Below are 24,791 nucleotides of genomic sequence, written 5' to 3'. Positions count from 1 at the left end.
CCTGCTGTCTACGCCAGCCGGATCACGTTCCAGGACAGCGGCTCCAGGACGGCGCTCAGCGTGCCGTCCTGGAGAGCCGTGCCGTCGACGGAGTGGGGGGTGACCCGCTCGGGGTCGTCGAGGGTGTTGCGGGCGTCGGGGTCGGCGTCCGCGAGGGCGCTGTGCTCGACGACCGACGACAGGCCGAGACCGCTCAGGGCGACCTCGAGCGGCAGCGCCTCGGTGCGGCCGCGGTTGACGGCGAACACGGTGACCGTGCCGTCGTCGGCGCGTACGGCGGTGGCGTGCAGCAGGTCGGCCTCGCCGTACTTCTTCGTCTCGTACGTCGGTGAGTCGACGCGGACGTCGAGGACCTGGCCGCGGCCGTACCGGCTCGCCTGCGCGAACGGGAAGAACGTGGTCTGCCGCCAGGCCGGGCCGCCCGGCTCGGTCATGATCGGCGCGATGACGTTGACGAGCTGGGCGAGGCAGGCGACCGTGACACGGTCGGCGTGGCGGAGCAGGGCGATGAGGAGCGAGCCGAAGACGACGGCGTCCATGACGCTGTAGTTGTCCTCCAGGAGGCGGGGGGCCTGCGCCCAGTCCCGCGCGCCGGAGTTCTCGATCTCGTGCCATTCCGAGATGTACCAGACGTTCCACTCGTCGAAGGAGAGGTTGATCTTCTTCTTCGACTTCAGCTTCGCGCCGATGTGGTCGGCGGTGGCGACCACGTTCTCGATGAAGGACTCCATGTCGACGGCGGAGGCCAGGAAGGAGTCGAGGTCGCCGTTCTCGGGCTGGTAGTAGGCGTGCAGGGAGATGTGGTCGACGAGGTCGTACGTCTCCTCCAGGACCGTCGCCTCCCAGGCGGCGAAGGTCGGCATGGACTGGCTGGAGGATCCGCAGGCGACGAGCTCGACGCCCGGGTCGATCTGGCGCATGGCGCGGGCGGTCTCGGCGGCGATCCGGCCGTACTCCTGGGCGGTCTTGTGGCCGGTCTGCCAGGGGCCGTCCATCTCGTTGCCCAGGCACCACAGTTTGATGCCGAAGGGGTCCTTGTCGCCGTGCGCGGCACGGAGGTCGGACAGGGCCGTGCCGGCGGGGTGGTTGGCGTACTCCTGGAGTTCGAGGGCCTCGGCGACGCCCCGGGTGCCGAGGTTGAGGGCCATCATGGGCTCCGCCTGGGGGCCGATCTTCTTAAGGAAGGCGATGTACTCGGAGAGGCCGAAGCGGTTGGTCTCGGTGGAGCACCAGGCGAGGTCGAGGCGGCGGGGGCGGTCCTCGGCGGGGCCGACCGAGTCTTCCCACTTGTAGCCGGAGACGAAGTTGCCGCCGGGGTAGCGGATGGCGGTGACGCCGAGTTCCTTCACGAGGTCCAGGACGTCCTGGCGGAGGCCGGCTTCGTCGGCTGTGGGGTGGTCGGGTTCGAAGATGCCGGTGTAGACGCAGCGGCCGAGGTGTTCTACGAAGCTGCCGAAGAGGCGGGGGTTTACCTCGCCGACCGTGAAGGCGGGGTCGAGGGTGAAGCGGGCCTTTTGCATTTTCGCCTTTCGGGGTGGGTGGTTCTGTTGTGTGGCGGCTGCGGGCTTGTGGGGGTTGTTCGCGCAGTTCCCCGCGCCCCTGAAAAGGGGCGATTGTCTACTGGCCTGCCAAGCCCGTGTGCGCGACGCCCGCCACTATCTGGCGTTGGAAGAACACGAAGACGATGATCAGCGGCAGGCCCGCCATCAGGCCGCCGGCCATGAGTTGGGCCCATTGGATGCCGTAGGAGTTCATGACGGTCGCGATGCCGTTCGGCATGGTCATCAGGTCGGGGTTGTTGGTCACCATGTAGGGCCAGAGGAAGTTGTTCCAGGAGGCGATGAAGGTGAAGATGCCGACCGCCGCGAGGGACGGGCGGGAGAGCGGGAGGACGATGGTGAAGAAGACCCGCCAGCGGCCCGCGCCGTCGATGAACGCGGCCTCCTCCAGTTCGCGCGGGATGCCCTGGAAGAACTTGTAGAGGATGTAGACCATCGCGGCGGGTGCGCACTGCGGCAGGATCATGCCCCAGTAGGTGTCCACCATGCCCATCTGCTGGACGGTGGTGAACAGCGGCACGCCGAGCACCGCCGGCGAGATCATCAGACCCGCCATGACCAGCCCCATCAGGGCGTTCTTGCCGCGGAACTCGGTGCGGGCGAAGCCGTATCCGGCGAGGGCGCTCACCAACAGGACGACGGACGTCACGCAGACCGAGACGACCAGGGAGTTCACGAACCAGTTGGTGATGTTGCCGGTCTCGAAGAGGGCCTTCCAGGCCTGGCCCGTCCAGTCCTCGGGGAGCCAGTGCGGGGGGACCTCCACCGCCTCGGTCTCCGACTTGAGCGAGGTGAACAGGCCCCAGGCGAAGGGGGCCAGGAAGACGGCGGAGACGGCGGTGCCGAGGAGCGTGAGCACGATCTGGCTGGGTGTCCACGGCTTGCGGGGGTGCGCGGCTGTACTCATCGGGCGGCCTCCTCACGGCCTCGCAGCAGCCACATCCGGGCGAGGGCGACGGCCGCGATGATCACGAAGAAGATGACGGAGATGGCGGAGGCGTAGCCCACGCGGTAGCTGGTGAAGCCCTCTTCGAGGGTGTACTGGACGAAGGTGCGGGTCGATCCCTCGGGGCCCGGGAGGAAGTCCATCATCACGACGGCCTGGTCGAAGACCTGGAGGGAGGCCAGGATCTGCAGGGCGATGACGAGCCCGGTGATGTTGCGCAGCATCGGCAGGGTGATGTGGACCATGCGGTGCCAAGCGTTCGCGCCGTCCAGCCTGGCGGCTTCGTAGAGGTGGCCGGGGATGCCCTGGAGCGCGGCGAGGTAGAGCAGGAAGCTGAAGCCGACCGTCCACCACAGGGTCTGGATGACGATGGCGAGCATCGCGTAGGACTTGTCGGTCAGCCAGGGCGTCTCGATGCCGAAGACGTGGTTGATCATTCCGGTGCCGGGGTTGAACAGCCACTGCCAGAGGTTGGCGGCGACGGTGGACGGCAGCAGGAACGGGGCGAAGAAGCACAGCCGCCACAGCCATTTGCCGCGTTCGATGTGGTGGGCGAGCATCGCGAGGAGGAAGGCGAGGACCGTGATGCAGGGGACGACCAGGAGCGTGAAGTACGCGCTGTGGCCGAGGGAGTCCCACATCAGCGGGTCCTCGAGTGCCTCGCGGTAGTTGTCGAGTCCGATGAAGCTCGCGCCTTCGCCGGAGATGTTGGCGTCGGTGAAGCTGAGCCAGACGCCGCGCAGCAGCGGCCAGATCACGAACAGGGCGAAGAGCGCGAGGAACGGGGCGACGAACCAGCCGCCGTGCTGGAAGCCCTGGCCGCGGCGGAGGCGGGCGCTGTCGGCGGCGGTCTTCACGCGTGCGGGTGCGGCGATGCTCTGGGCGCTGGTCGCACTCATGCGGCCGCACCTCCCTCTGCGGCGGTGTGGCCGTCCATGGGGTTCTTCATGGCGAGCAGTTGGGTGAGCGCGCTGTTCATCCGGCGGGCGGCGGTCCCGGGCTCGGCGGAGCCCACCGTGGCGGAGACGACGATCGGGCCGACGCGCTGGGCGAGGATGCCGGTGGAGCCCGCGAACCAGACCTTCGGTTCGGTGGCCTGGTGGTCCATGGCCGACACGTACTCGTTCTGCGGGTCGAGCTCCTTGTACGCGGTCGTGGACAGGGTCGGTGTGTAGGCGGGGATGTGGCCGCCCGCCGCCCACTGCTGAGCGTGCCGGACGACGTAGGCGGCGAGGCGGTGGGCGGACTCGTTCGTCGGGCCGCCGCGGTCGGACTGGTGCGGCAGGACGAAGGCGTGCGACTCGGCGTGGGTGGCCTGCTTGCCGAAGACGGGCGGCAGCGGGGTCGCGCCGTAGTCGAGCTTCGCCCCGGAGTAGACCGGGACCGACCAGTTGCCCTCCCAGGCGAAGGGAGCGCCGTTGACGAACTGTTCGGCGCCGACGGAGCCCATGCCCGGATCGGCGTAGCCGTCGGCGGTGTGGCGGCGCAGGAACTCCAGGACCTGGGTGGCCTTGTCGGTGTCGAAGGTGACCTCGGTGTGGGCGGCGTTGAACCAGGTGCCGCCGAGCTGGGTGTAGAAGGCGACGAAGAACCACCACTGGAAGTTCTGGTCGTTGGCCCACAGGCCGATGGTCTGGAGGCCCTTCTTGGTGGCCTTCCGGGCCTCCTTGAGGACGTCGAACCACTCGTCGGGGGAGGTGACCGGCACGATCCGCCCGTCGTCGCCGAGCAGGCCCGCCTTCTTCAGCACGTCCTTGCGGTAGAAGCAGAGCTGGACGTGGATGTCGAGCGGGAGGGCGTAGAGCTTGCCGTCGATGACGGCGCGCTTCCACAGCGCGGGGTTGAAGTCCTCCTCCCGTACGCCGTACTCGGCGAGCAGGCCGACGTCCCAGGGGTCCAGGAAGCGGCCGGGCGAGAAGCCGGTGACCCGGCCGAGGTGCATGACGCCGAGGTCGGGTGCGCGGTTGCCCGCGGCGGCCATGGCGAGCTTGGTGTAGAAGGGGCTGCCCCACTGGAGCGTGGAGTCCTTCACCGCGATGTCCGGGTTGTCCTTACGGAAGGCGTCCAGCATGGCGATCATGTTGGAGCCGTCGCCGCCGCTGAAGAGGTTCCAGTACCGGACGCGGGTGTTCGCGCCGGAGGCGAGGGCGTCGGCTCCGGTGCCGCCCGCGGCGAAGCCGAAGCTGCCCGCGACCAGGAGTCCTCCGAGTCCGCCCAGCAGCTGTCTGCGGTTCAGGTCAGGTCGTCCCATGCCCTGCCTTTACTGTCGGTGTGCCCTAACTGTCGGTATACTCGTTCGGTATTTCGAAAGTTGCTCGTCACTTCGAACGGGACCGTAAGTTCGAAGCGCTTGCGCGTCAATGGTCCGGCCGGACTTTGGACACGACGTTCCGTGCAAGAACGGTCGTTCTCCGTTGAACAACGGGCGTCGGATCGCATGACGTGGACACTTTCGGGCGCGTAGTCTCGGACCCGCTGCCAAGCCGTCGGCCGGCGGTGAGAAGGGGGAGCGATGGACATCGCGGGCGCGCGGATGAGGGCCGCCCGAGTCACTGCCGCGTTCAGGCGCTCGCGACGTGGCTCCGCCATGCGCGACCTGGCCGCCGGGCTCGCCGCCGGGGTACGGGCGAGAGAGCAGTCCCCCACCGACGTACGGTCGTTGTGCCGGGCGCTGTGCGAGGAGATGAGCGCGCGGCGCGGAGGGCGTCCCGTCGAGCTGCGTTTCGAGCGCTTTCCCGACGAGATCGAAGTGACCGGACTGTGGGTCGAGTTCCAGGACTTCGACCTCGTCATCGTCGAGGAGCGGGCCGAGGCGGTGCAGCAACTGGTCATACTGGGACACGAGTTGTGGCATCTGCACGCGGGGCACGACCACCACCATGTCGCCGGCACGGCGGCGGTGCGGGCCCTGGACCGCGAGCCCGGCTGGAAGTCCCTGGCGCTGACGGTGGCCGCCCGCGACGGCTCGCGCGAGCGGGACGAGGCCGAGGCCGACGCGTTCGGGCACCGGCTGGCGGCGGCGTTCCGCTCCTTCGCGGACGGTCCCCCGCGCGATGCGGACGCCGCTCTCGATCCGGTGCGGCGGTCGATGGGCTACCGGGGACGCGGAGGCGGCGCGCGATGACGAACGCCCGGGACGTCCTCGACGGCTTCTCCGTCTCCTTCTGGCTGCCGATCGGGGCGCTGACCGTCGCCCTGGTCATCAAGCTGCCCAGCCTGCTGAAGATGTGGCGGGATCCGATGCTGCGCGCGGTCGGCGGGCTGCTGCTGTTCGCCTGCGCCGTGTTCGTCTTCGCCTCCCCGGCCGTCATCGGCTGGACCAACCGCGTCACCGGCGTGCCGAACATCGCGGCGCCGCTGGTGTACTCGCTGCTCACCGCGTTGTGCGCGTCCTGGCTGCTGCTGATCGTCGCCTGGCGCAACGGCCTGTCCGACCGCTCGGCCTCGACGCGCCGCGCCGCCCGGTGGGTGGTGTTCGCCTACGCGGGTGTGGTCGTCGCCCTGTGGGTGCTCTTCTGGCTCGCGGACGTCCCCGTCGAGCGCCGCCAGGACCTGGACACGTACTACGCCAACACGCCCTTCATGCGCGAGGAGATCCTGCTCTACCTCCTCGCGCACACCGTGGCCTGCTCGATCACGGCCCGGCTGATCTGGAACTGGGTCCGCACCGACGGCCTGGACGCCTGGCTGCGCTGGGGCCTGAGGTTCCTCGGCGTCGGCTACGCGACGAACCTGCTCTTCGACGCCGCCAAACTCACCGCCGTCATAGCCCGGTTGACCGGCAACGATCTGGACTGGCTGAGCACCTACCTGGCCCCCTCGGCCGCCTGTCTGTCGGCGACCATGGTCGCGATCGGCTTCATCATTCCGCACGGCGGCCAGTACCTGCACGAACGCTGGCGCATCCGGCTCGCCCACCGGCGGCTGCGCCCCCTCTACCTGCTGCTGCGCACCGTCAACGGCGGCGGCACCCCCTTCGCCCCGCGCGCCACCGGCGAACTGCGCCTGATCCGCCGCGAGACGTACATCCGCGACGTGCTCCTCCAGCTCTCCCGGCACCTCGACGAGGAGCTGCGGGAACGGTCGTACGACGCGGCCCTGGGTCTCGGCTTCGAGCCCGGCCGGGCGAAGGCGCTGGCCGCAGCCGTCATGATCCTGGACGCCGTCGCCGCCCGGGAACGGGCCCCGCGGAGCGACAGCACCGCCTCCCCCTCCGGCCCCGACACCACCTACCTGTTGCAGGAGATCCAGGCCGTGTCCCGAGCCCTGCGCCACCGCGACCACATCGAGGCGGTACGCTCGCGCGCGGCCGCCCCCGGGAGAGAGAACGCCCGCGCATGACTGACAGCTCCACCCCCGCCAGAACCGCCGTCGTCCTGGGGGGATCCCACTCCGGCATGCTCGCGGCACGCGCGCTGGCCGATGTCGCCGACCGGGTCGTCGTCGTGGACCGCGACGCGCTGCCCGCCGCTCCCGGACCCCGCAAAGGACTGCCGCAGGCACGGCACGCCCACATGCTCTGGTCGGGCGGGGTGCGGGCCATGGAGGAACTGCTGCCCGGGATCACCGGGGCGCTCAGGGAGGCCGGGGCGAATCGGCGGCCGGTCACCACGGACATCGTCGCCCTGGGCACCCGGGGCTGGTTCCGGCGCTGGCCCGAGTCCCACCATGTGATCCTGGCCGGCCGGGACCTGCTGGACGCGACGGTCCGCGCGCGGGTCCTGGCCGACGAGCGGATCGAGGTCGTCGAGCGCGCGGAGGCGGTGGGCCTGACCGGCACGGGCGCCGCGGTCACGGGCGTACGGATCCGGCCCCACGACGGACCCGAGCGGACGCTCGAAGCGGACCTGGTCGTCGACGCCTCGGGCCGCGGCTCCCAGGCCGCGCACTGGCTGACCGCGCTCGGGCTGCCCGCCGTCGAGCGACGCGAGGTGGACGCGGGCCTGGCCTACGCCAGCCGTCTCTACCTCGCCCCCGCCGCGGCCCGCGACGGCTTCCCGGTCGTCAACGTCCAGCCCGACCGGCGGGACGGCGGGCCCGGCCGGGCCGGCTTCCTGCTGCCCATCGAGGAGGGCCGGTGGATCGTCACCCTGTGCGGCACGCGCGGCGGCCGGCCGTCTCGGGAGAACGACGACTTCGTCCGCTTCGCCCGTGAGGACCTGCGGCACCCGCTCATCGGCGACCTGCTCGAACAGGCCGAGCCGCTGTCCGACGTGTCCTTCACCCGCACCACCGTCAACCGCCGGCACTTCTACGAGCGGATGCCGGCCTGGCCCGGGAACTTCGCCGTCCTCGGCGATGCGCTCGCCGCGTTCAACCCGGTCTACGGGCACGGCCTGGCGGTCGCCGCGCAGAGCGCTCTGCTGCTGCGGGACACGGTACGGCGGCACGGCTGGGCCACGCCCGGGCTGGCCCGGCGGATCCAGAAGGCCGCCTCCCGCCCGGTCGGCGCGGCCTGGGACCTGGCCATCGGCCAGGACGTGTTCTACCCGGGCGCGACGGAACAGGGCCCCACCCTCCGGGACCGGCTCGTGACGGCGTACGTGGACCGGCTGATGTACACGGCCACGGGCAACGGGCGGATCGCCCGCCGGGTGACCGATGTGACGTCGCTGGAGCGGGGGGCGGGGGTGCTGCTGACTCCGTCGGTGGTGGCGGCGGCGGCGGTGGGGCCGCTCAAGCCGTCGCTGAGCGGGCCGCCGCTGACGGCCACGGAGCGGAAAGCGGCCGGGCTGGAGCCCTAGGACCTGTCGTTTGGATCACGCCGCAGACGCGGGGCCTGGCACGCGCATCTGCCGCGTTGTCGTCACTCGCCGATGCTCCGCATCGACTCCCTCCTCCGCCTTGCAACTGCACGCACCAGGCCCCGCTCACCGGCGCTAACAAGGTGCCGCCGATTCCCTGCGACCTGATCCAAACGACAGGCCCTAGCGCTCCAGCGGGACTAGCCGGCGAACGCGGGCTGTGCCACGCCCTTGCCCGCCCCCGGCACCACGAACACCGACCCCGCGAGGGCGGGCGGCTCCGTCAGTCCCACCCGAGCGGTCGTGATGTACAGGTCGCTCAGCCCGGCGCCGCCGAACGCACACGCCGTCACCAGGGGCACCGGCAGTTCGATCACCCGGTCCAGCTCACCGTCGGGTGTGTAGCGCCGTACGGCCGAGCCCTGCCAGAGGGCGACCCACACACACCCGTCGGCATCCACGGTCAGCCCGTCGGGGAAGCCCGCGCCGTCCTCGATCCCGGCGAGGGTCCGGCGGCCGGACACCCGCCCGTCCGCGTAGTCGAAGACGTCGACCCGCCGGGTCGGGGAGTCGATGTAGTACATGAGCCGCCCGTCGGGGCTCCACCCGGTGCCGTTGCTGACGGCCACGTCGTCCAGGACGACGTCGACGGTGCCGTCACCGCCGACGCGGGACAGCGTGCCGCCGCCCGGGGCCTCGTCGTAGCGCATGGTGCCCGCCCACAACGCGCCGTCGGGCGCGACGGCGGCGTCGTTGGCACGGCGGCCGGGAACCGGCTCGTGGTGCAGCCAGCGGAACCCGCCGTCGCAGTCGCCGTCGGGATCGAGAAGGCCGACCCCGTCACGCAGGTTCAGGACCAGTCCACCCCCGGCGCGCGGCTTGACCGCGCCCACGTGCTGTTCGGTGCGGCGGACCGTGCGACGCCCGGTGGCCGGGTCGTAGGTGTGCACCCGGGAGCCGAGGATGTCGATCCAGATCAGCCGGCCGGCCGCAGCGTCCCAGGTCGGCCCCTCGCCGAGCTCGGCCTCGGCCCGTACGGCGACCTCGTACGGCTTCGTCGTCATGCCATGCTCCGGTGGCCGAGGTGCTCGGACAGCTCGGCGGCGCCCTTCGCGGCGAGCTGCTCCAGCTCGGCGCGGCGCTCCTCGCTCCAGCGGATCATGGGCACGGAGATCGACAGGGCGGCGACGACCTGGCCGGTGCGGTCGCGGACCGGCGCGGCCACGCAGCTCACGTCCGGGTTGGACTCACGGCTCTCCACGGCGAGGCCCCGCTCGCGGATCTCGGTCAGGGCCTCGCGCAGGGCGGCCGGGTCGGTGATGCTGTTGGGGGTCATCGCGACCAGCGCGGCGTTGTCGGGGATCCGCGTGGCGAGTTCGTGCTCGGGAAGGGAGGCCAGCAGCATCTTGCCGACGGAGGTGCAGTGGGCGGGCAGCCGTCGGCCGGCCGCCGACACCATCCGCACGGCGTGCGTGGAGTCCACCTTGGCGATGTAGATGACGTCCGTGTCCTCGAGGATCGCCACGTGTACCGTCTCGTCGCAGGTCTCGGCGACGGACCGGGCGACCAGCTGCCCCTCGGCGGCGAGGTCGAGCTGCTCGGCGTAACGGGCACCGAGCTGGTACGGGCGTACGCCGAGCCGGTAGCGTCCCGGCTGGCCGGGCACCGGGACGATGTACTTCCGGGCGGCGAGCGTGGTCACCAGCTCGTGCACGGTGGTACGCGGCAGCTGCAGCTTGCGCACGATGTCGGGGGCGGAGAGCGTACCGTCCCCGTCGAGGAAGAGCTCGAGAATGTCGAGAGCCCGGGTCACGGCTGGTACGAGTCGTCCCACGACCGGCCCCTCCCTTTGTGTCTCAGGCGCCTGTGTTCGAGATTTCAACAGGCGATCGGCATGACGAACACAGGCTAGCCATAGAGGTTTGGCCGGGCAATGGGCAGACGAGACGGAGGCCCAGCGGGCGGAAACCCACGAGCACCCCACGAGCACGTTGCGTGCACATTAAAGTGCCGCATGTGCGGCACGTCACAGGTGTCGCAGAGGTGGGGGGATTTCTGTGCGTGACATGACCATGGGCTCGAACGTGTCTCTGTCGGCCCTGAGCGAGAACGTGAGCTCCGCGATCATCAGCCTGGGCTGGTCCAGCCCGACCGGGGAGGGCGACGCCGATGTGTCCGTCCTGCTGCTGGACGCCGGCGGCAAGGTACGCAGCGACGCCGACTTCTACTTCTACAACAACCCGGTGGCGGCCGACGGCAGTGTGCAGCTCCTCGGCAAGGAGCCGACGGGGGACGGCAGCGAGGACCGGATCAGCTTCGATCTGACGGCGGTCCCGGCCGATGTGGAGCGGATCGTCGTGGCCGCGAGCCGCTACGAGGGGGCACGCTTCGGGGAGCTGGACGATCTGAAGGTGACGCTGGCCGACGCGGTGGGCGAGAGCCTCCTCCGGTTCGTCATCGAGGACGCCGGCGAGGTGAGCGCGATCATCTTCGGCGAGCTGTACCGGCGGGCGGAGGAGTGGAAGTTCCGGGCCGTCGGGCAGGGCTACGAGAGCGGGCTGGCGGGGCTGGCCACCGACTTCGGCGTGGATGTCGACGACGACGAGTCGGGTTCCGAGACAGCGGCGGCCCCGGATGAGCCCGCCGTACCGGCCGCGGCAGCCGTCCCCGAGACGGGACCGCCGGCGATGCTGGAAGCCGTCCCGGCACCGCGCGGGCCTGCCGACGAGGAGGAAACCGCGTCGAAGAGGCGGCCGGCCCGGCCCCGGACCGCGAAGAAGAAGGTCACGCCGCCCAGGGCGCCCGTGAAGAGCCTGGCGGAGAACGAGTCCTGGAAGCAGGCCCGGCTCTTCCCGGTGTCGGCGCTCAAGAGCGACCGCGACCGGGAAACGCGGGCCACCTCGGTGCTCTTGTCGGTGATGACCCAGGTGCCCCGGTTCGGCAGGCGGGTCACCGCTCCCTTTGGCGCGCCGTCCGGCCGCATGGAGACCTACACCGAGGTCTCCCTGCCGCACGGTGACACGCCCCGGCGCCCCGACGGAGTGATCCGCGTCGAACGCGCCGGCAAGCTCTGGACGGCACTCGTCGAGACCAAGACCAACGGCAACCCCCTCAGGTCCGACCAGGTGCAGGCCTACATGGACATCGCGGCCCGGCGGGGCTACGAGGCCGTGATCACGCTGTCCAACGACGTCGCGCTGGAGGGCAGCCCGCTGGTCGACGTCAAGATCGACCGGCGGCGCAAGCACCAGGTGGCGCTCTGGCACCTGTCCTGGGCCGAAGTGGCCCACCAGGCACAGATGCTGATCCGGCACGAGGGCGTCGGCAACGCGGCCCGCACCTGGCTGCTCCAGGACCTCCTGCACTACCTCCAGCACGAGAACTCCGGCTGCCACGGCTTCCAGAACATGGGCGCGGCGTGGGTGCCCGTGCGTAACGGGATCAGCGACGAGACCCTCTGCCAGGGCGACCCGCGCGCCCTGGAGGTGGTGGAGAGCTGGGAGCGGCTCATCCGTCAGGTGTGCCTGCGGCTCGGCGGCGAACTCGGGCAGAAGGTGCTGCCCGCCCAGCGCACCAGGCGCGGCACCGATCCCGGGGCCCGTCGCGCTCGCCTCGCCGACCAACTCTGCCTGGAGGGCAGGCTCCAGGCGGAACTGCGCGTCGAGGGGGCACCCGGCCTGCTCACCCTCAGCGCGGATCTGCGGACCGCCAAGCTGCGCACGTCCGTGGAGATTCCCGCACCCGAGCAGGGCTACCCCCTGACCTGGGCCAAGCGCCTGGTCCGCCGGCTCGCCGAGGCACCGGCGGACCTGCATGTGGAGACCCTGGTGGAGGGCGAGACCGGCGGCCCCCGGGGCACGCTGGAGCGGCTGCGCCCCGAACCGGCCGACCTGCTCCCCAAGGACAACGCCACGCGGATCACCGGCTTCCGCCTGTCCCTCTTCAAGGGCATGGGCAGCGGCCGGGGCAGCGCCGAGTCCGGCTTCATCCGCAGTGTCGACGACGCCGTGCAGCGGTTCTACTCCTCGGTGGTGGTCCACCTGGACGCTCCGGCATCCGGGCGTACGGCGGCGAAGGAGCGGGCCGCAGTGTGACAGCCGGGCGGCGGTGGGCATGGACCGGGTGCGCCGGCCGGAGGGCTCACCGTCGCCCGCGCATCGCCCCCAACTGCCCGCGCAGCCGCTGGGCCCGCAGTACCAGTTCCAGTTCGAAGCGGCGGTCGGGGTCGTCGATCTCGTCGCCCCACAGTTCCCGGATCTGGCGCAGGCGGTAGCGGACCGTCTGGGGGTGGACGCCCAGGCGGGTCGCGACCTCCGGGGCTCCGCCCCTGGTCTCCAGCCAGGCGAGGAGCGTTTCCGCGAGGCGGCGGCCGTGGGTGGGACCGCAGTGGGTCAGGGGGGCGAGGCATCGCAGGGCCAGGTCGTCGATGAGTTCCTCCGGCTGGAGGAGGACCAGCGCCTCGGTGTGCTCGGTGCAGTAGAGGACCTCGCCCATGGGGAGCAGCTCGCGTTCCATCAGACGTACCGCGGCCTCGGCCCAGCGCAGCGACTTCGCCGCGTCGGCGAGCGGTACGGGCGGGCCGATCGCGCCGGACCAGCCGGCCAGGGCCCGGTGCAGCAATTCGGGGCGGCCTGCCGCGCCCGGGTCGGGCACGACCATGCGGGGCTGCTCGTACTCCATGTCGAGCAGGACGCCCTGGCCGACCGCGGGGGCCATCGCCTCGCGGGCCGGGCGGAGCAGCACACCCACCGCGACCTTCGCCGGTAAGGGCCAGCCGATCCGGGCGGCCCGTTCGGTGAGGGCCTCGGCGGGGTCGCCGCGGTGGTGCTCGGCAAGGAGCAGTTCCATCAATCGGCGCTGCAGGCGCAGGCGTTCACCGGCCTGGCGGGCCGCCGCCTCGGCGTAGCCGCGTACGGACTGGTCGACGAGGCCGTCCAGGTACTCGTAGCCCGCGTCGACGAGTTCGTACATCGCCGGGGGCGGGATCTCCACGCGCTGGCCGATGTCGGCGAAGCGACGCCAGGCCAGGCGTACGCCCATGCGGTAGATGGCCTGGAGGGAGTCGAGCGAGCGGCCGTTCAGGCCCTCGCCGCGGCCGAAGTCCTGGAAGACGCCGGGCGGGACGGTGGGCCGGCCCTCCGAGTGTTCCAGGTGCTGCACGAAGACCTCGATGGCGCGGCGGATGCCGACCAGGGCCATGGGCTCGCCGGAGTCGTCGAGGACGACGGGCAGATGCGGGTACTCGCGCTGTATCTCGCAGAGGATCTCCTCGGCGAGCGCGGGCGCCTCGGCCATGGCGATCGCCGCGAACCGGCGCACCTGCAAGCGCGGTACGTCGTGCCAGGCCGAGCGTGCGGTGACGGTTCCGGTGCGGGCGGCTGTCACCGTCAACTCCCCTGGTCCGCTTGCTCGTACGTGATCAGGGGTGTGTTCGGCTGGTCGGGTGTGGCCTGGAGCAGCGCGACCACGCCCAGCGCGGCGCCCACGGCAAGGGCGGCGGCGAGCGCGACGGTCAGCGCGGCAGCGAGCAGTCTCGACATCGCAGGGTCAGCCTCTCTGTCCGGATTCGTCCGGAGATCATCCGGAGGTCGCCCCACCCGGGCACCCCGTCCCTGCCTGTCGCGCCCAGTCTCGACAAGCATTGACACCCCGTCAAGAGCGGCCTACGGTTCCCGGCCCAACCGCATGCGCGCGCTTCGTCGCCGCGCCGGTCTTCTCGTACGTCGAGCCGTCCCAAGCCACTGGAGTGCCCGGATGCGCCGTACAACCTCTCCGTTTTCCCTGGTCCTGCTGGGTCTCGGCACGTTCCTGCTGGTGCTGGCGCCCCTGCTCGCCTGGTATGTGCAGCCGCGTGCCGCGGTGAATCCGATCGACATCGACACGACCGCCGTCTACACCGGCCGGGGCAGCGTCTTCGACACTGACCGGATCGAGACGGTTTCCGGCCGGAAGATCACCGTCACCCAGCGGGTGCGGGGCAATGTCGAGGACAGCGAACGCAGCGGCAGGGCCGTCTGGGACGTGATCACCACGGTCGACACGGACAAGTCGCTGCCGGCCGCCGATCCGCACGACGCGCTGGACTACACGCCGCACCGCTGGGTGATGGACCGGAAGACCACCCGGCCCGTGCACTGCTGCGGGGAGAAGCCGTACATCGAGGGCGAGGCCTATCTGAAGTTCCCCTTCGACGTGCAGAAACGCTCGTACCAGTGGTGGGACAACACCCTCGGCGACACGGTCGTCCTGCGCTACCGGGGCACCGAGAAGGTCCAGGGCTACACGGGCTACAAGTTCACCGGCTCGGTGCCCCCGACCAGGACCGGCACGCGCATGGTGCCCGGCAGCATCGTCGACCAGCCGGGCCGGCCGCAGGTGCTCGCCGAGGAGTGGTACTCCAACCACGGGTTCGAGCTGGTCGTCGACCAGGCCACCGGCCGCGTGATCTACGCGCAGACCGGGCCGAAGCGGACGCTGCGGGCTCCGGGCGGGAAGAAGGACGCGGCGGTGCTGCTGGACAGCCGGAAGGTCTCCTTCACGACGGCGACACAGAAGGAAGCGGTGCGGCAGGCGAAGCGGGACAGTGGTCAACTGCGGCTGGTGGGCGAGACGTTGCCGATCGGGGCGGCCCTGACCGGTTTTGTGCTCGCGGTGATGGGTGGTGTTCTCGTGGCGCGTGGGCGGAAGGAGCCGGAGCAGCCCGTTCCGTCCGAAACGCCTGATACACCCCAGCCCACCCTCACGATGTGATGTGACGTCAGCTCTAACAAAGCCCGAAATTGTCACGCCGGTGAGTAGCCGTGGCGATCGTCCGGGCGAAAACTGTCCAACCCCACCCGAGCACATCCCGTCCACACTCCCCTCCCAGGAAGATCTCAGGCCCCCCACAGGCCGACCTCTTCAAGACTCCCCTTCCAAGACTCCCGTTCGGAACGAACCCCCCACGTTTTCCCACGTTGAGTTCCGCACCCCGAGACGAGTTGGAGCACCCATGCCCCAGCACGTACCGTCCCCGCTGCGTGCCGCGTCCCAGGGCGCGCGGCGACCCCTTCCGGCGCTCCCCCCACATCCGCGCCGGATCGTCTTCCTCGCCCACCGTGATCTGGACAACCCCTCGGCCGGCGGCTCCGAGCTGCTGGTCGACAAGCTCGCCGACGGGCTGACCCGGCTGGGCCACCAGGTGACCCTGCTGTGCGGAGGCCCCGCTGCCTTCCGCGACTACCGGGTCGTGTCGGCGGGCGGCCCGTACGGGCACTATCTGCGCGCCCGTTCCGCCTTCGCCCGCCAGATCGGCGACTGCGATCTGCTGGTCGAGGTGTGCAACGGCATGCCGTATCTGGCGCCCCTGTGGCATCGCGGTCCCACGCTGTGTCTGGTCAACCACGTCCATACCGACCTGTGGAAGATGCGCTTCGGCGGGCCGCTGGCCCCGGCGGCGCGGATCGGCCGAAGACTCGAACACTGGGCGCTGACCGGCGCGCAGCAGGGCAGCCTGATGGTCGCCGTGTCCTCCTCGACGGCCCACGCGCTGCGGGCGATCGGGGTCGAGCGGGACCGGATCCGGGTCGTGCACAACGGGGTCGAGGAGCCGGGGCCCAGAGCCGAGCGCTCGCCCGAGCCGTTGTTCGTCGCCGTCGGGCGGCTCGTCGAGTACAAGCGGATCGATCTGCTGCTGCGGTTGTGGGAGCGGGTGCGGCCGGTGACCGGCGGGCGGTTGGTGATCGTCGGGGACGGGCCGGAGCGTGAACGGCTGGAGCGGCTCGCCGGGCCCGGTGTGGAGTTCACCGGGTACGTCTCCGAGGCCGAGAAGCACCGGCTGCTGTGTGCGGCCTGGTTGTTGCTGCATCCCTCCGCCGTGGAGGGGTGGGGCCTCGTCGTCACGGAGGCCGCGGCCCGGGAGACCCCGAGTGTGGCCTTCGATGTGCCCGGGCTCAAGGACTCCGTCGTGGACGGTGAGACCGGGGTGCTCGCGCGGGGTGAGTCCTCGTTCGCCGCGGCCTGGTGTGCGCTTGCCCTGGGCGGGCGGGAGCGGGAGTTGATGGGGAAGGCGGCTCGGGATCGGGCCGCGCAGTTTCGGTGGGATCGGACTGTGCGGCAGTTTCGGGTTGTTGCCGCGGAGGCGGTGCGGGGCTGGGGGCCGTGAGGCGGCTTGCGGTCCGTCGTGGCTGGTCGCGCAGTTCCCCGCGCCCCTTGGCTACGTTGAGGGACCCCTCGTTTCGAAGATCTCTTGCCCTGTTTCGCGCGTTCCTCCACGAGCAGGACGATCCCGAGGGCTGCTACTCGTTGCTCGCCCGGGACGCCGTCGATCAGGTCGAGGCGTACGACGGGCCCGTTGCCGGGCGTACCGTCCTGGACATAGGCGGGGGCAGCGGGTACTTCACCGAGGAGTTCCGGCGGCGGGGTGCCCATGCCTATCTGTTCGAGCCGGACATGGCCGAGGTGGGCGAGAAGCCGCCCGACGGCACGGTGGTCGCCGACGGATACCTGCTGCCCCTCCGGGACGGCATCGCGGACGTCACCTTCTCCTCCAACGTGCTGGAGCACGTGGCCGATCCGGAGACCTTTCTCAGTGAGCTGGCCCGGGTGACGCGCCCGGGCGGGCTGATCTATGTGTCGTTCACCAACTGGCTGTCGCCGTGGGGCGGGCACGAGTGGGCCCCGTGGCACTACCTCGGTGCCGAGCGGGCCCGGGCCCGCTATCGGCGGCGGACCGGCAGGCCCGCCAAGCACACGCTCGGCGAGAACCTGTTCGCGGTGCACATCGGCTCCACCCTGCGGCAGGTGCGTGCCCGCGACGACGTCACGGTCGTCTCGGCGCGCTCCCGCTACTGGCCCTTCCTCGCGGAGACCGTCGTCAAGGCGCCCGGGATCCGCGAGTTCGCCACCTGGAACCTCCTCCTCATTCTGCGGCGGTGTCCTACTTGACTTCTCCCCCCTCGTGAACGAGGGGAATTCCTACGGCTCGCGCCGTGGGGTTTCCTGCTTCACCGCCGACTGCCCGCCCGGAGTTCTCCGTTGAGGTCTTACACCGGCTCCACAGACAGACACCGCCAGCCCGGCGGCCAAAAGGTTGTTCGCTGCGTTCACGTCCCGGTCATGGGCCGTGCCGCAACTGCCACACGTCCAGGTGCGGACGTTCAGCGGCATCTCCGGCTGGAGGGTGCCGCAGTGGGAGCACAGCTTGGAGGAGGGGAAGAAGCGGTCCACCGCGATCACGTCCCGCCCGTACCAGCCGGCCTTGTACTCCAGCATTCTCCGGAACTGCGACCACGCGGCATCACTGATCGCGCGGGCCAGGCTCCGGTTCTTGACCATGGTCCGCACCGTCAGGTCCTCGATCACGAGCGTTTGGTTCTCACGCACGAGTCGAGTGGTCAGCTTGTGCAGCACATCACGCCTGCGGTCGGCGATCCGGGCATGAATCTTCGCCACCTTCCGGCGGGCCTTGCGCCGGTTGGCGCCATCACCCCTGGCCTTGCGGGACAGCTCCCGCTGGGCCCTGGCCAGGCGCTCGCGGTCGCGGCGTTCGTGCCGGGGGTTGGCGATCTTCTCCCCGGTCGAGAGGGTCAGCAGGTGATCCAGACCGACGTCGATGCCGACCGCCGCTGGGGTGGCCGGGAGCGGCGTGACCGTCGGGTCCTCGCACAGCAGGGAGACGAACCAGCGTCCGGCGCTGTCCCGGCTCACGGTCACCGTGCTCGGCGATGCCCCGTGGGGCAGGGGACGCGAGAAGACGATGTCCAGCGGATCGGCCATCTTCGCCAGCGTCAGCCGGCCGTCTCGGAACCGGAAGGCGGAGGAGGTGTACTCCGCACTCGCCCGCGACTTCTTTCTCGCCTTGAAGCGCGGATACCTGGCACGTTTGGCGAAGAAGTTCGCGAAGGCCATCTGCAGGTGCCGCAGCGCCTGCTGCAGGGGAACGCAGGACACCTCGTTCAGGTAGGCCAGTTCCTCGGTCTTCTTCCATGCGGTCAGCATGGCCGAGGTCTGGTTGTAGTTGACCCGTTCCTGGCGCGCCCAGGCCTCGGTGCGGGCGGCGAGCGCCATGTTGTAGACCTTGCGCACGCATCCGAAGGTGCGCGACAGCTCGGCTGCCTGCGCGTCGGTCGGATAGAAGCGGTACTTGAAAGCCCGCTTCACCTGAGTGGCCATGACTCACAAATCATCACAACTTGTGGCCACACGGTAGCAGTTGGTGACGGGCGCCGAGCCGCCCGGAGCGCGAATCAGCTTTCCCTGCCCTGCCCCGCAGGAGTCCGTTTCCTCCCTCGCCTCAAGGCAGGGGTATCCACGGAGGAGTCCAGATGACAACCACGGTCCAGGCTCCTCCCCCGGCAGCCGTTCCCACCACCGCGATCGCGGCGGGTCCCCCCGAGGGCCCGCGGTCGCGACGCTGGCTGCTGGGATTCTGGGCCGTGGTGTTCGTGTTGTTCCTGGTGGTGCAGCCCGGGCGGCAGACCTTCGACACCAAGCTGGGCGTCACCGTCGATCCGGGGCAGTTCCTCGCCGATCTGGGCCAGTTGTGGCACGACCGGGCCGGGTTCGGCGGGATCCAGGACCAGTACGTCGGCTATCTGTGGCCGATGCTGCCGTTCTACTGGCTGTGCGACCTCGTGCGGCTGCCGGTGTGGCTGGCCGAGCGGCTGTGGCTGTCGCTGATCGTGTCCGTCGCCTTCTGGGGTGCGTTGCGGCTGGCCGAGCGGCTGCGGGTGGGCAGTGGCACCTCCCGGCTGCTGGGGGCCGTGGCGTACGCGCTGTGGCCGGTGTTCACGACCGTCGTCGGGTCGACGTCGGCCGCCGCGCTGCCCGGCGCGTTCCTGCCGTGGGTGCTGCTGCCGCTGACCAACGAGCGGTACGCCGCCCGGGTCGCCGCGCTGCGCTCGGCGCTGCTCGTGCCGTTCATGGGCGGGGTGAACGCCTCGGCGACCCTGGCCTCACTGCTGCCGGTCGGGCTCTATCTGCTGTCCCGGCCGTCCGGGCCCCGGCAGCGCAAGCTGATCGCCTGGTGGACCCCGGCCGTGATCGTCGTGACGGCCTGGTGGTGGGTGCCGCTGCTGCTGCTCGGGGTCTACGGCGAGAACTTCCTGCCGTACATCGAGACCGCGCGGACCACGACGGACACCATGTCGGCGACCGAGGCGCTGCGCGGCGCCGGGAACTGGGTCGCCTATCTGCACTTCGGTGAGGCGTGGCTGCCCGCGGGGTGGGCCGTGGCCTCGTCGGTCGTCGTGATCGTGTGCTCGGCCCTGGCGGCCGGGCTGGGGCTCGCCGGACTCGCCCGGCGGGACCTGCCCGAGCGCCGGTGGCTCGTGCTGACGGTGCTCGTGGCGGCGCTGGTGCTGCTCGCCGGGTACGGCGGGGCGTTCGGGGCGCCGTTCCACGGGGTGGTGCAGGGCTGGCTGGACGGGTGGCTGTCGCCGTTCCGGAACATCTACAAGTTCCAGGCGGGGATGGCGCTGGCGCTCGTGCTGGGCCTGGTCCACCTGGTGGGTGTGGCCGCCGAGCCGCGCGGGGCCCGCCCGGTGCGCGGCCGGCGCCTCGCCCCGCTGGTCGCCGCGGTGCTGGTCCTGCCGGGGCTGCTGCTGCCGTACCTCAACGGCTCGATCCTCAACCCGGGTTCCTTCCAGAAGCTCCCCACCTACTGGCAGGCCACGGCCGACTGGCTGGAGAAGTACTCCCCCGACTCCCGTGCCCTGGTCGTCCCGGCGACCGCGCACGGCATGTACACCTGGGGCTCCCCCATCGACCAGCCGCTCGACGTGCTCGCCGAGTCGCGCTGGGCACAGCGCGACTACGTTCCCTTCGGCACGCCCGGCAACCGGCGCGCGATGGACGCCGTCGAGCAGGCGCTGCTGACGGGAGGCGAAGTCCCCGGTCTCGCCGACTACTTGAGCCGGGCGGGGCTGTACTACGTCGTCGTACGGAACGATCTCGATCCCGATCAGATCGGCGCGGTGCCGACCGCGACGGTCAAGCGGACGCTGGAGCAGTCCGGGTACGAGCGGGTGACGGGGCTCGGTCCTGTGATGACCGGCGGGCGGATCGCGCAGGACGCGCCGCTCCAGGTCGAGGGGCTGTACGCGCGGCAGCGGGCGGTGGAGATCTACCGGCCGGCCGACGCGGACGTGCTCCGGCCCGGGCAGGCCGGGCTCACCCCGGTCTCCGACACGGCCGTGGTGTCCGGCGGCCCGGAGGCGCTGCTGCCGCTGGCGTCCCGGCTGCGCGGGCGGGCGGCCGTCCTGACCGGCGACAACCATCCCGGGCTCGGCACCCCCGCCGTGCAGGTGGTGGGCGACGGGATGCGGCGCGCCGACACCCGGTTCGGCCTGGTCAACGCCGGTACGTCGTACACGTACACGCGGGACGAGCGCAACGCGCCCGACGCCCAGCAGGACCCGGGCGAAAAGCCGCGCCAGATCCTGCCCGCCGAGGGCACCGACCACCAGACCGTGGCCGAACTGCGCGGCGCCCACTCGGTGACGGCGTCCTCGTACGGCAACTGGCTCTTCCACCTGCCGCAGTACGACCCGGTGAACGCCTTCGACGGCAACCCGGACACCGCGTGGGCGGAGGGCGCGCCGGACACGCCGGACGGGCAGTGGCTGCGCGTCGGCTTCACCGGCCCCTACGACATGCCGTCCTCCTTCAAGGTCACGCCGTTGCCGCAGGAGAGCGTGCGGGCGGCGGCGACGAAGGTACGGGTGGAGACCGAGAAGGGCTCGAAGACGAGCTTCCTCCAGCCGAACGGCAAGACGCAGCGGATCAAGGCGCCCGAGGGCGCGAGCCGGTGGATGAAGCTGACGATCGTGGACTCGGTGGAGCGCCGGGCCGGTCTGACGGGCGCGGGCTTCTCCGAGATCGACCTGCCGGACATCCAGGTGACCCGGCTGCTGAAGCTGCCGACAGACGCGGACAACGCCACCGCGCCCGCCACCATGGTCTCCCTGCACCGCGCCTCCGACCCGACGGGCCTGTCCGCGACCGGCACGGAGGCCGGCCTGCACCGCCGCTTCACGACACCGGCCGCCGGAACCTACGAGGTGAAGGCGAACGCGGTGCCGGTGCCGGGCGAGGAACTCGACCGGCTGCTCTACGAGGTCGCACCCGAACAGCAGACCCGGATCGTCGCCACCGCCGACTCCACGGCGAGCCTCGGCGCGGGCCTGACGGCACGCAACCTCACCGACGGCGACCTGACGACGTCCTGGATCGCCGGCGACCGGCCGACGATCCACCTGAGCTGGGAGGGCAAGCAGCCGGTCGGCGAACTCGTCCTGGCCCCCGCGGGCGGCCTGTCCACCCGTGCCTCCCAGGTGCACATCAGCTCACCCGACGGCGCGACGATCGCCGGAGTCGACGAGAACGGCTGGGTCCGCTTCCCGCCGATCACCACGGACCGGCTCGACATCACGGTCACCGAGACCGCCCCGCTGACCCTGCACAACCCGGTCGCCAACGAGGACCTGCGCCTGCCGGTGGGCCTGACGGAGGCGTACATCCCGGCCCTCGACCAGTACCGCACCCCGCGGCCGGACGGCACCCGGAAGTTCTCGCTGCCGTGCGGGAAAGGCCCGGACGTGGCGCTGGACGGCGAGCTGTACCGGACCAGCGTGAAGGGGACGGTGCGGGATCTGGTGGAGCGGCGGGGCGTGGCGGTGACGCTCTGCCAGGAGGGCCGGGGCGACGCGGAGGTGCGGCTCCCCGCCGGTGAACACCGGCTGGAGGGCGGTGACGCGGGCCCGCTCGCGCTCACGGACGTGACGCTGACCCGCGGGACGGTCCCGGAGGCCGCGGCGGCCGGGCGTGAGCTGGGGGTCCGGGACTGGCTGGGCGACCGGCGCGAGCTGACGGTCGGCTCGGGCGCGGCCTCGTACGTGACGACGTACGAGAACTTCAACGACGGCTGGAAGGCCACCCTCAACGGCAAGGAGCTGACCCCGGTACGGCTGGACGGCTGGCAGCAGGGCTGGCGGATCCCGGCCGGGGCGGGCGGCGCGGTCAAGCTGTCGTACGAACCGGCCACCACGTACGACGCCGGGCTGATCGGCAGCGGCGCCGGTATCGCGGTGCTGCTGGGCCTCGCCCTGTGGCGCCGCCGCGCCCCCAACCCCGACGCGCCGCAGCCGGTTCCGCCGCTGCCCGGGCTGTGGCTCGGCACGGTGGCGCTGACGCTGGTCGGAGCGGTGATCGCGGGCTGGCTCGCGCTGCTGGTCCCGGCACTGGCGCTGCTGGCCTCGCGGCGGCACGCCCTGTTGGTGCCGATCGCGTTCGTCGCGCTGGCGGGAGCGGGGGTCGCTGCCGCGATCGGGGCCGGGGAACCGGTGGGGTCGGGTACGGGCGCGTTCGGACACGTGGCCCAACTGCTGGCTTTGATCGGCTTGTTCGCGGGCCTGGTGAGCCTGCGCGAGCCCGACCCGGAGAGGACCGAGCCCGCATGACCCCTCCGACCCGCATCCCGTTCCCGGTGGTGGACGAGGTGTCCCGGCACTGCCTCCAGGAGGAGGAACCGGAAACGGTCCACATCGAGGTCCACCTCCCGGGCCCGCTGGAACCCGCCCGCCTGCGCAAGGCCTTCACGGAGGCCCTGCACCGGCATCCCCGGATCCTGATGCGGGAGGCAGGGGGGCCGTGGTTCCGCCGCCGCTACGAATGGGAGCTGACGGGCGAACCGGACACGGAGGTGGTGACCTTCACGCCCGCGGGCCCGAGGGCGTTGCGGGACGCCAGAACCCGGGCTCTGGCAGAGGCACCATCCCTGTCGATGTCCCCACCGATCCGACTCGAAGCCGTGGCCTTAGCTGCGGGCATGCGTGCCGCTAGGGGCGGCACGGGTGGGCGCAGCAACACCCCGCCACGCCGGGCTGCGCACCCACCCGACCCCAGCCCCAACGCCGGCACCGTCCTCGTCCTCACCATCAACCACACCGCCCTCGACGGCCCAGCCTGCCTCCGCATACTCGCCACCGCAGCGGAGCTCTACGGCGGCAGAGACAACAACCCCGCCGCACCCCCGACCCGCCCCGCAGCACCACCTCAACAAGCCCCGGACACCCCGACCACCTGGTCACCCCCCGCCCGGGTAGCGCAAGGCACCCCCGACCCCTCCCCCGGCAACGGCATGCTCGTCACCGAACTCCCCCTCCCGCACCGCCCCAAGGGCTCCCCCTACACCGTCAACGACCAGCTCATGGTCACCACGGCCCTGACCATCGCCCACTGGAACAGGGAACACGGCGCCCGCCCCCGCCCTCTGCGCATCACCATGCCCGTGGACGACCGCCCCCGTGACGCGACGATGCCCATCGGCAACGGCACCCGCCTGGTCGAAGTACCTTTCGCACCAGGGGAGTTGAAGGCCGAGATGCCCACCCTGCTCCGCCGCACAGCGGAGCGCACCCGCGCGCTGAAAGCCCTGTCCCGCCCTCAACTGGGCCACGGGGCCGCGCTCCTCACCACCCCCTGGGCCCCGGTCGCCGCCCGTGCCGCCCTCACCCGCGGCCTGCGCAGGGCCGCCGCGCCCTGGACGTCGACGACCCTGCTCAGCAACATCGGCCGTATCCCGTACCCGCTGGACTTCGGCGAGGAGGCGGGCCGCGCGCACGCGGTCTGGTTCTCGGCCCCGGCCCGGATGCCGCGCGGCCTGACCGTCACCACCGCCTCCACCGCCGGCCGCCTCCACCTCGCCCTGCGCTGGTCCCGGGCCCTGCTCAGCCACGGCGACGGCGCCCACCTCCGCGACCTCTTCGAGCACTATCTGCACACCACGGAGGTCGCCCCATGACACCGACAACGACCACCACCGGACGACGCCCGCCCCGCGACCTGCGCGACTTCTACGAGAACCCCGCCGTGCCCGTCGCCTCCGGCACCCCGCGCAGCCTCCGCCAGGCCCGCATGCTGGCCCGGGCCCTCGGACCGGCCACCGAACGCCCCCGCACGGTCCTCGACATCGGCTGCGGCGACGGCACCGCCGCCGCCACCGCAGCGCCCCTCCTGCCCGGCCACCGTGTCATCGGCGTCGACTGGTCCCAGGACGCCCTCAGACGCGCCCGCACCCGCATCCCGTACGCGGTCCGCGGCGAACTCACCGGCGGTGGGCTGCCGTTCGCCTCCGAGTCGGCCGACGCGGCGCTGTTCAGCGAGGTGATCGAGCACCTCGTCGATCCGGACGCCGCGCTCGACGAGATCCGCAGGATCCTGCGACCCGGCGGGCATCTGATGCTGTCCACCCCGAACCTGGCCGCCTGGTACAACCGCGCCCTGCTGCTCGCCGGCGTCCAGCCGGTCTTCTCGGAGGTCAGCCTGCGCGGCATCCACGGCCGCCCGGGGAAAGAGGTCGTGGGACACCTGCGCCTCTACACCGCCCGCGCGCTCAGGGAGTTCGTCGCCGCGTCCGGATTCACGGTCGTACGGCTCGAAGGGGCTCCCTTCCACGGCGTACCGCGCCCGCTGCGGCCGCTGGACCGGCTGGCCTGTGCCCGGCCGCGGCTGGCGTCGATCCTGCTGCTGCACGCCAGGAGGACGTAGCCCATGTGGTGGGGA

19 protein-coding genes are annotated in these 24,791 nt (G+C 71.3%); 10 read left to right on the top strand and 9 right to left on the bottom strand.

All coding sequences use genetic code 11. The features are described from left to right. Window positions 1-8: 8 nt before the first annotated feature. The 4 genes from arfA to ACZ58V_RS16190 all read right to left on the bottom strand — a co-directional run bounded on the left by arfA (window position 9) and on the right by ACZ58V_RS16190 (window position 4,756). Window positions 9-1,520: an arabinosylfuranosidase ArfA gene (gene arfA, locus ACZ58V_RS16205; protein WP_471290477.1), complete on the bottom strand. Its 1,512-nt coding sequence runs from the start codon at window positions 1,518-1,520 to the stop codon at window positions 9-11. 97 nt (window positions 1,521-1,617) lie between these two features. Then, on the bottom strand, window positions 1,618-2,466 hold the full coding sequence (locus ACZ58V_RS16200) for a carbohydrate ABC transporter permease (protein WP_468191300.1): 849 nt from the start codon (window positions 2,464-2,466) through the stop codon (window positions 1,618-1,620). Then, entirely contained in the window at window positions 2,463-3,404 is a 942-nt protein-coding gene (locus ACZ58V_RS16195; protein WP_471290475.1) for a carbohydrate ABC transporter permease, read from the bottom strand. The genes ACZ58V_RS16200 and ACZ58V_RS16195 overlap by 4 nt, the downstream gene beginning before the upstream one ends. Then, window positions 3,401-4,756, bottom strand: coding sequence for an extracellular solute-binding protein (locus ACZ58V_RS16190; protein ID WP_471290473.1), 1,356 nt, complete (start codon window positions 4,754-4,756; stop codon window positions 3,401-3,403). The genes ACZ58V_RS16195 and ACZ58V_RS16190 overlap by 4 nt, the downstream gene beginning before the upstream one ends. Window positions 4,757-5,017: 261 nt before the next feature. Between ACZ58V_RS16190 and ACZ58V_RS16185 the strand changes: the two genes are divergently transcribed. From ACZ58V_RS16185 to ACZ58V_RS16175, 3 genes are read left to right on the top strand one after another with little or no spacing between them, the layout of a single operon-like run. After that, on the top strand, window positions 5,018-5,629 hold the full coding sequence (locus ACZ58V_RS16185) for a toxin-antitoxin system, toxin component family protein (RefSeq protein WP_468191309.1): 612 nt from the start codon (window positions 5,018-5,020) through the stop codon (window positions 5,627-5,629). Beyond that, window positions 5,626-6,846: an MAB_1171c family putative transporter gene (locus ACZ58V_RS16180; RefSeq protein WP_471290471.1), complete on the top strand. Its 1,221-nt coding sequence runs from the start codon at window positions 5,626-5,628 to the stop codon at window positions 6,844-6,846. The genes ACZ58V_RS16185 and ACZ58V_RS16180 overlap by 4 nt, the downstream gene beginning before the upstream one ends. Then, window positions 6,843-8,249: an NAD(P)/FAD-dependent oxidoreductase gene (locus tag ACZ58V_RS16175; protein ID WP_471290469.1), complete on the top strand. Its 1,407-nt coding sequence runs from the start codon at window positions 6,843-6,845 to the stop codon at window positions 8,247-8,249. The genes ACZ58V_RS16180 and ACZ58V_RS16175 overlap by 4 nt, the downstream gene beginning before the upstream one ends. Before the next feature lie 200 nt (window positions 8,250-8,449). Here the strand turns inward: ACZ58V_RS16175 and ACZ58V_RS16170 are convergent, their stop codons facing one another. Next, window positions 8,450-9,313: an SMP-30/gluconolactonase/LRE family protein gene (locus tag ACZ58V_RS16170; protein WP_468191317.1), complete on the bottom strand. Its 864-nt coding sequence runs from the start codon at window positions 9,311-9,313 to the stop codon at window positions 8,450-8,452. Beyond that, window positions 9,310-10,083: an IclR family transcriptional regulator gene (locus tag ACZ58V_RS16165; protein ID WP_471290467.1), complete on the bottom strand. Its 774-nt coding sequence runs from the start codon at window positions 10,081-10,083 to the stop codon at window positions 9,310-9,312. The genes ACZ58V_RS16170 and ACZ58V_RS16165 overlap by 4 nt, the downstream gene beginning before the upstream one ends. A 232-nt stretch (window positions 10,084-10,315) precedes the next feature. Between ACZ58V_RS16165 and ACZ58V_RS16160 the strand changes: the two genes are divergently transcribed. Further along, window positions 10,316-12,343, top strand: coding sequence for a TerD family protein (locus ACZ58V_RS16160; protein WP_471290694.1), 2,028 nt, complete (start codon window positions 10,316-10,318; stop codon window positions 12,341-12,343). Window positions 12,344-12,389: 46 nt separating this feature from the next. Here the strand turns inward: ACZ58V_RS16160 and ACZ58V_RS16155 are convergent, their stop codons facing one another. Both ACZ58V_RS16155 and ACZ58V_RS16150 read right to left on the bottom strand, forming a co-directional pair. After that, window positions 12,390-13,634, bottom strand: coding sequence for a PucR family transcriptional regulator (locus ACZ58V_RS16155; RefSeq protein ID WP_468191321.1), 1,245 nt, complete (start codon window positions 13,632-13,634; stop codon window positions 12,390-12,392). 2 nt (window positions 13,635-13,636) lie between these two features. Beyond that, window positions 13,637-13,789, bottom strand: coding sequence for a hypothetical protein (locus ACZ58V_RS16150; protein WP_184592273.1), 153 nt, complete (start codon window positions 13,787-13,789; stop codon window positions 13,637-13,639). A 214-nt stretch (window positions 13,790-14,003) separates the two neighbouring features. On the opposite strand from ACZ58V_RS16150, the gene pgfA reads away from it, so the two are divergent. From pgfA to ACZ58V_RS16135, 3 genes are all read left to right on the top strand, one after another. Further along, window positions 14,004-14,999, top strand: a complete 996-nt coding sequence (pgfA, locus tag ACZ58V_RS16145) for a cell envelope lipid trafficking protein PgfA (RefSeq protein WP_468191325.1) — start codon at window positions 14,004-14,006, stop codon at window positions 14,997-14,999. A 241-nt stretch (window positions 15,000-15,240) separates the two neighbouring features. Beyond that, window positions 15,241-16,392 carry a glycosyltransferase family 4 protein gene (locus ACZ58V_RS16140; protein ID WP_471290464.1) on the top strand — a complete coding sequence of 384 codons (1,152 nt, stop codon included), beginning with the start codon at window positions 15,241-15,243 and terminating at the stop codon, window positions 16,390-16,392. Window positions 16,393-16,448: 56 nt separating this feature from the next. Continuing rightward, entirely contained in the window at window positions 16,449-17,174 is a 726-nt protein-coding gene (locus tag ACZ58V_RS16135; RefSeq protein ID WP_468191765.1) for a class I SAM-dependent methyltransferase, read from the top strand. A 30-nt stretch (window positions 17,175-17,204) separates the two neighbouring features. Here the strand turns inward: ACZ58V_RS16135 and ACZ58V_RS16130 are convergent, their stop codons facing one another. Next, window positions 17,205-18,401, bottom strand: a complete 1,197-nt coding sequence (locus ACZ58V_RS16130; RefSeq protein ID WP_468191331.1) for an RNA-guided endonuclease InsQ/TnpB family protein — start codon at window positions 18,399-18,401, stop codon at window positions 17,205-17,207. Between the two features lie 152 nt (window positions 18,402-18,553). Between ACZ58V_RS16130 and ACZ58V_RS16125 the strand changes: the two genes are divergently transcribed. Genes ACZ58V_RS16125 through ACZ58V_RS16115 form a run of 3 tightly spaced genes read left to right on the top strand, consistent with a single transcriptional unit; the run spans window position 18,554 to window position 24,776 of the window. After that, the gene (locus ACZ58V_RS16125; protein WP_471290461.1) at window positions 18,554-22,687 is read left to right on the top strand and encodes an alpha-(1->3)-arabinofuranosyltransferase domain-containing protein; all 4,134 of its coding nucleotides are present in this window, start codon (window positions 18,554-18,556) and stop codon (window positions 22,685-22,687) included. Next, the gene (locus ACZ58V_RS16120) at window positions 22,684-24,030 is read left to right on the top strand and encodes a condensation protein (RefSeq protein ID WP_471290459.1); all 1,347 of its coding nucleotides are present in this window, start codon (window positions 22,684-22,686) and stop codon (window positions 24,028-24,030) included. The genes ACZ58V_RS16125 and ACZ58V_RS16120 overlap by 4 nt, the downstream gene beginning before the upstream one ends. Continuing rightward, window positions 24,027-24,776 (top strand): class I SAM-dependent methyltransferase, encoded by a 750-nt coding sequence (locus tag ACZ58V_RS16115; protein WP_471290457.1) that lies wholly within the window; start codon window positions 24,027-24,029, stop codon window positions 24,774-24,776. The genes ACZ58V_RS16120 and ACZ58V_RS16115 overlap by 4 nt, the downstream gene beginning before the upstream one ends. Window positions 24,777-24,791: the final 15 nt, after the last annotated feature.

This window comes from Streptomyces sp. NPDC040589, from assembly GCF_055594445.1.
Note: the sequence above shows the minus strand (reverse complement) of the source record. Positions and strands in the feature narration are given on the sequence as shown.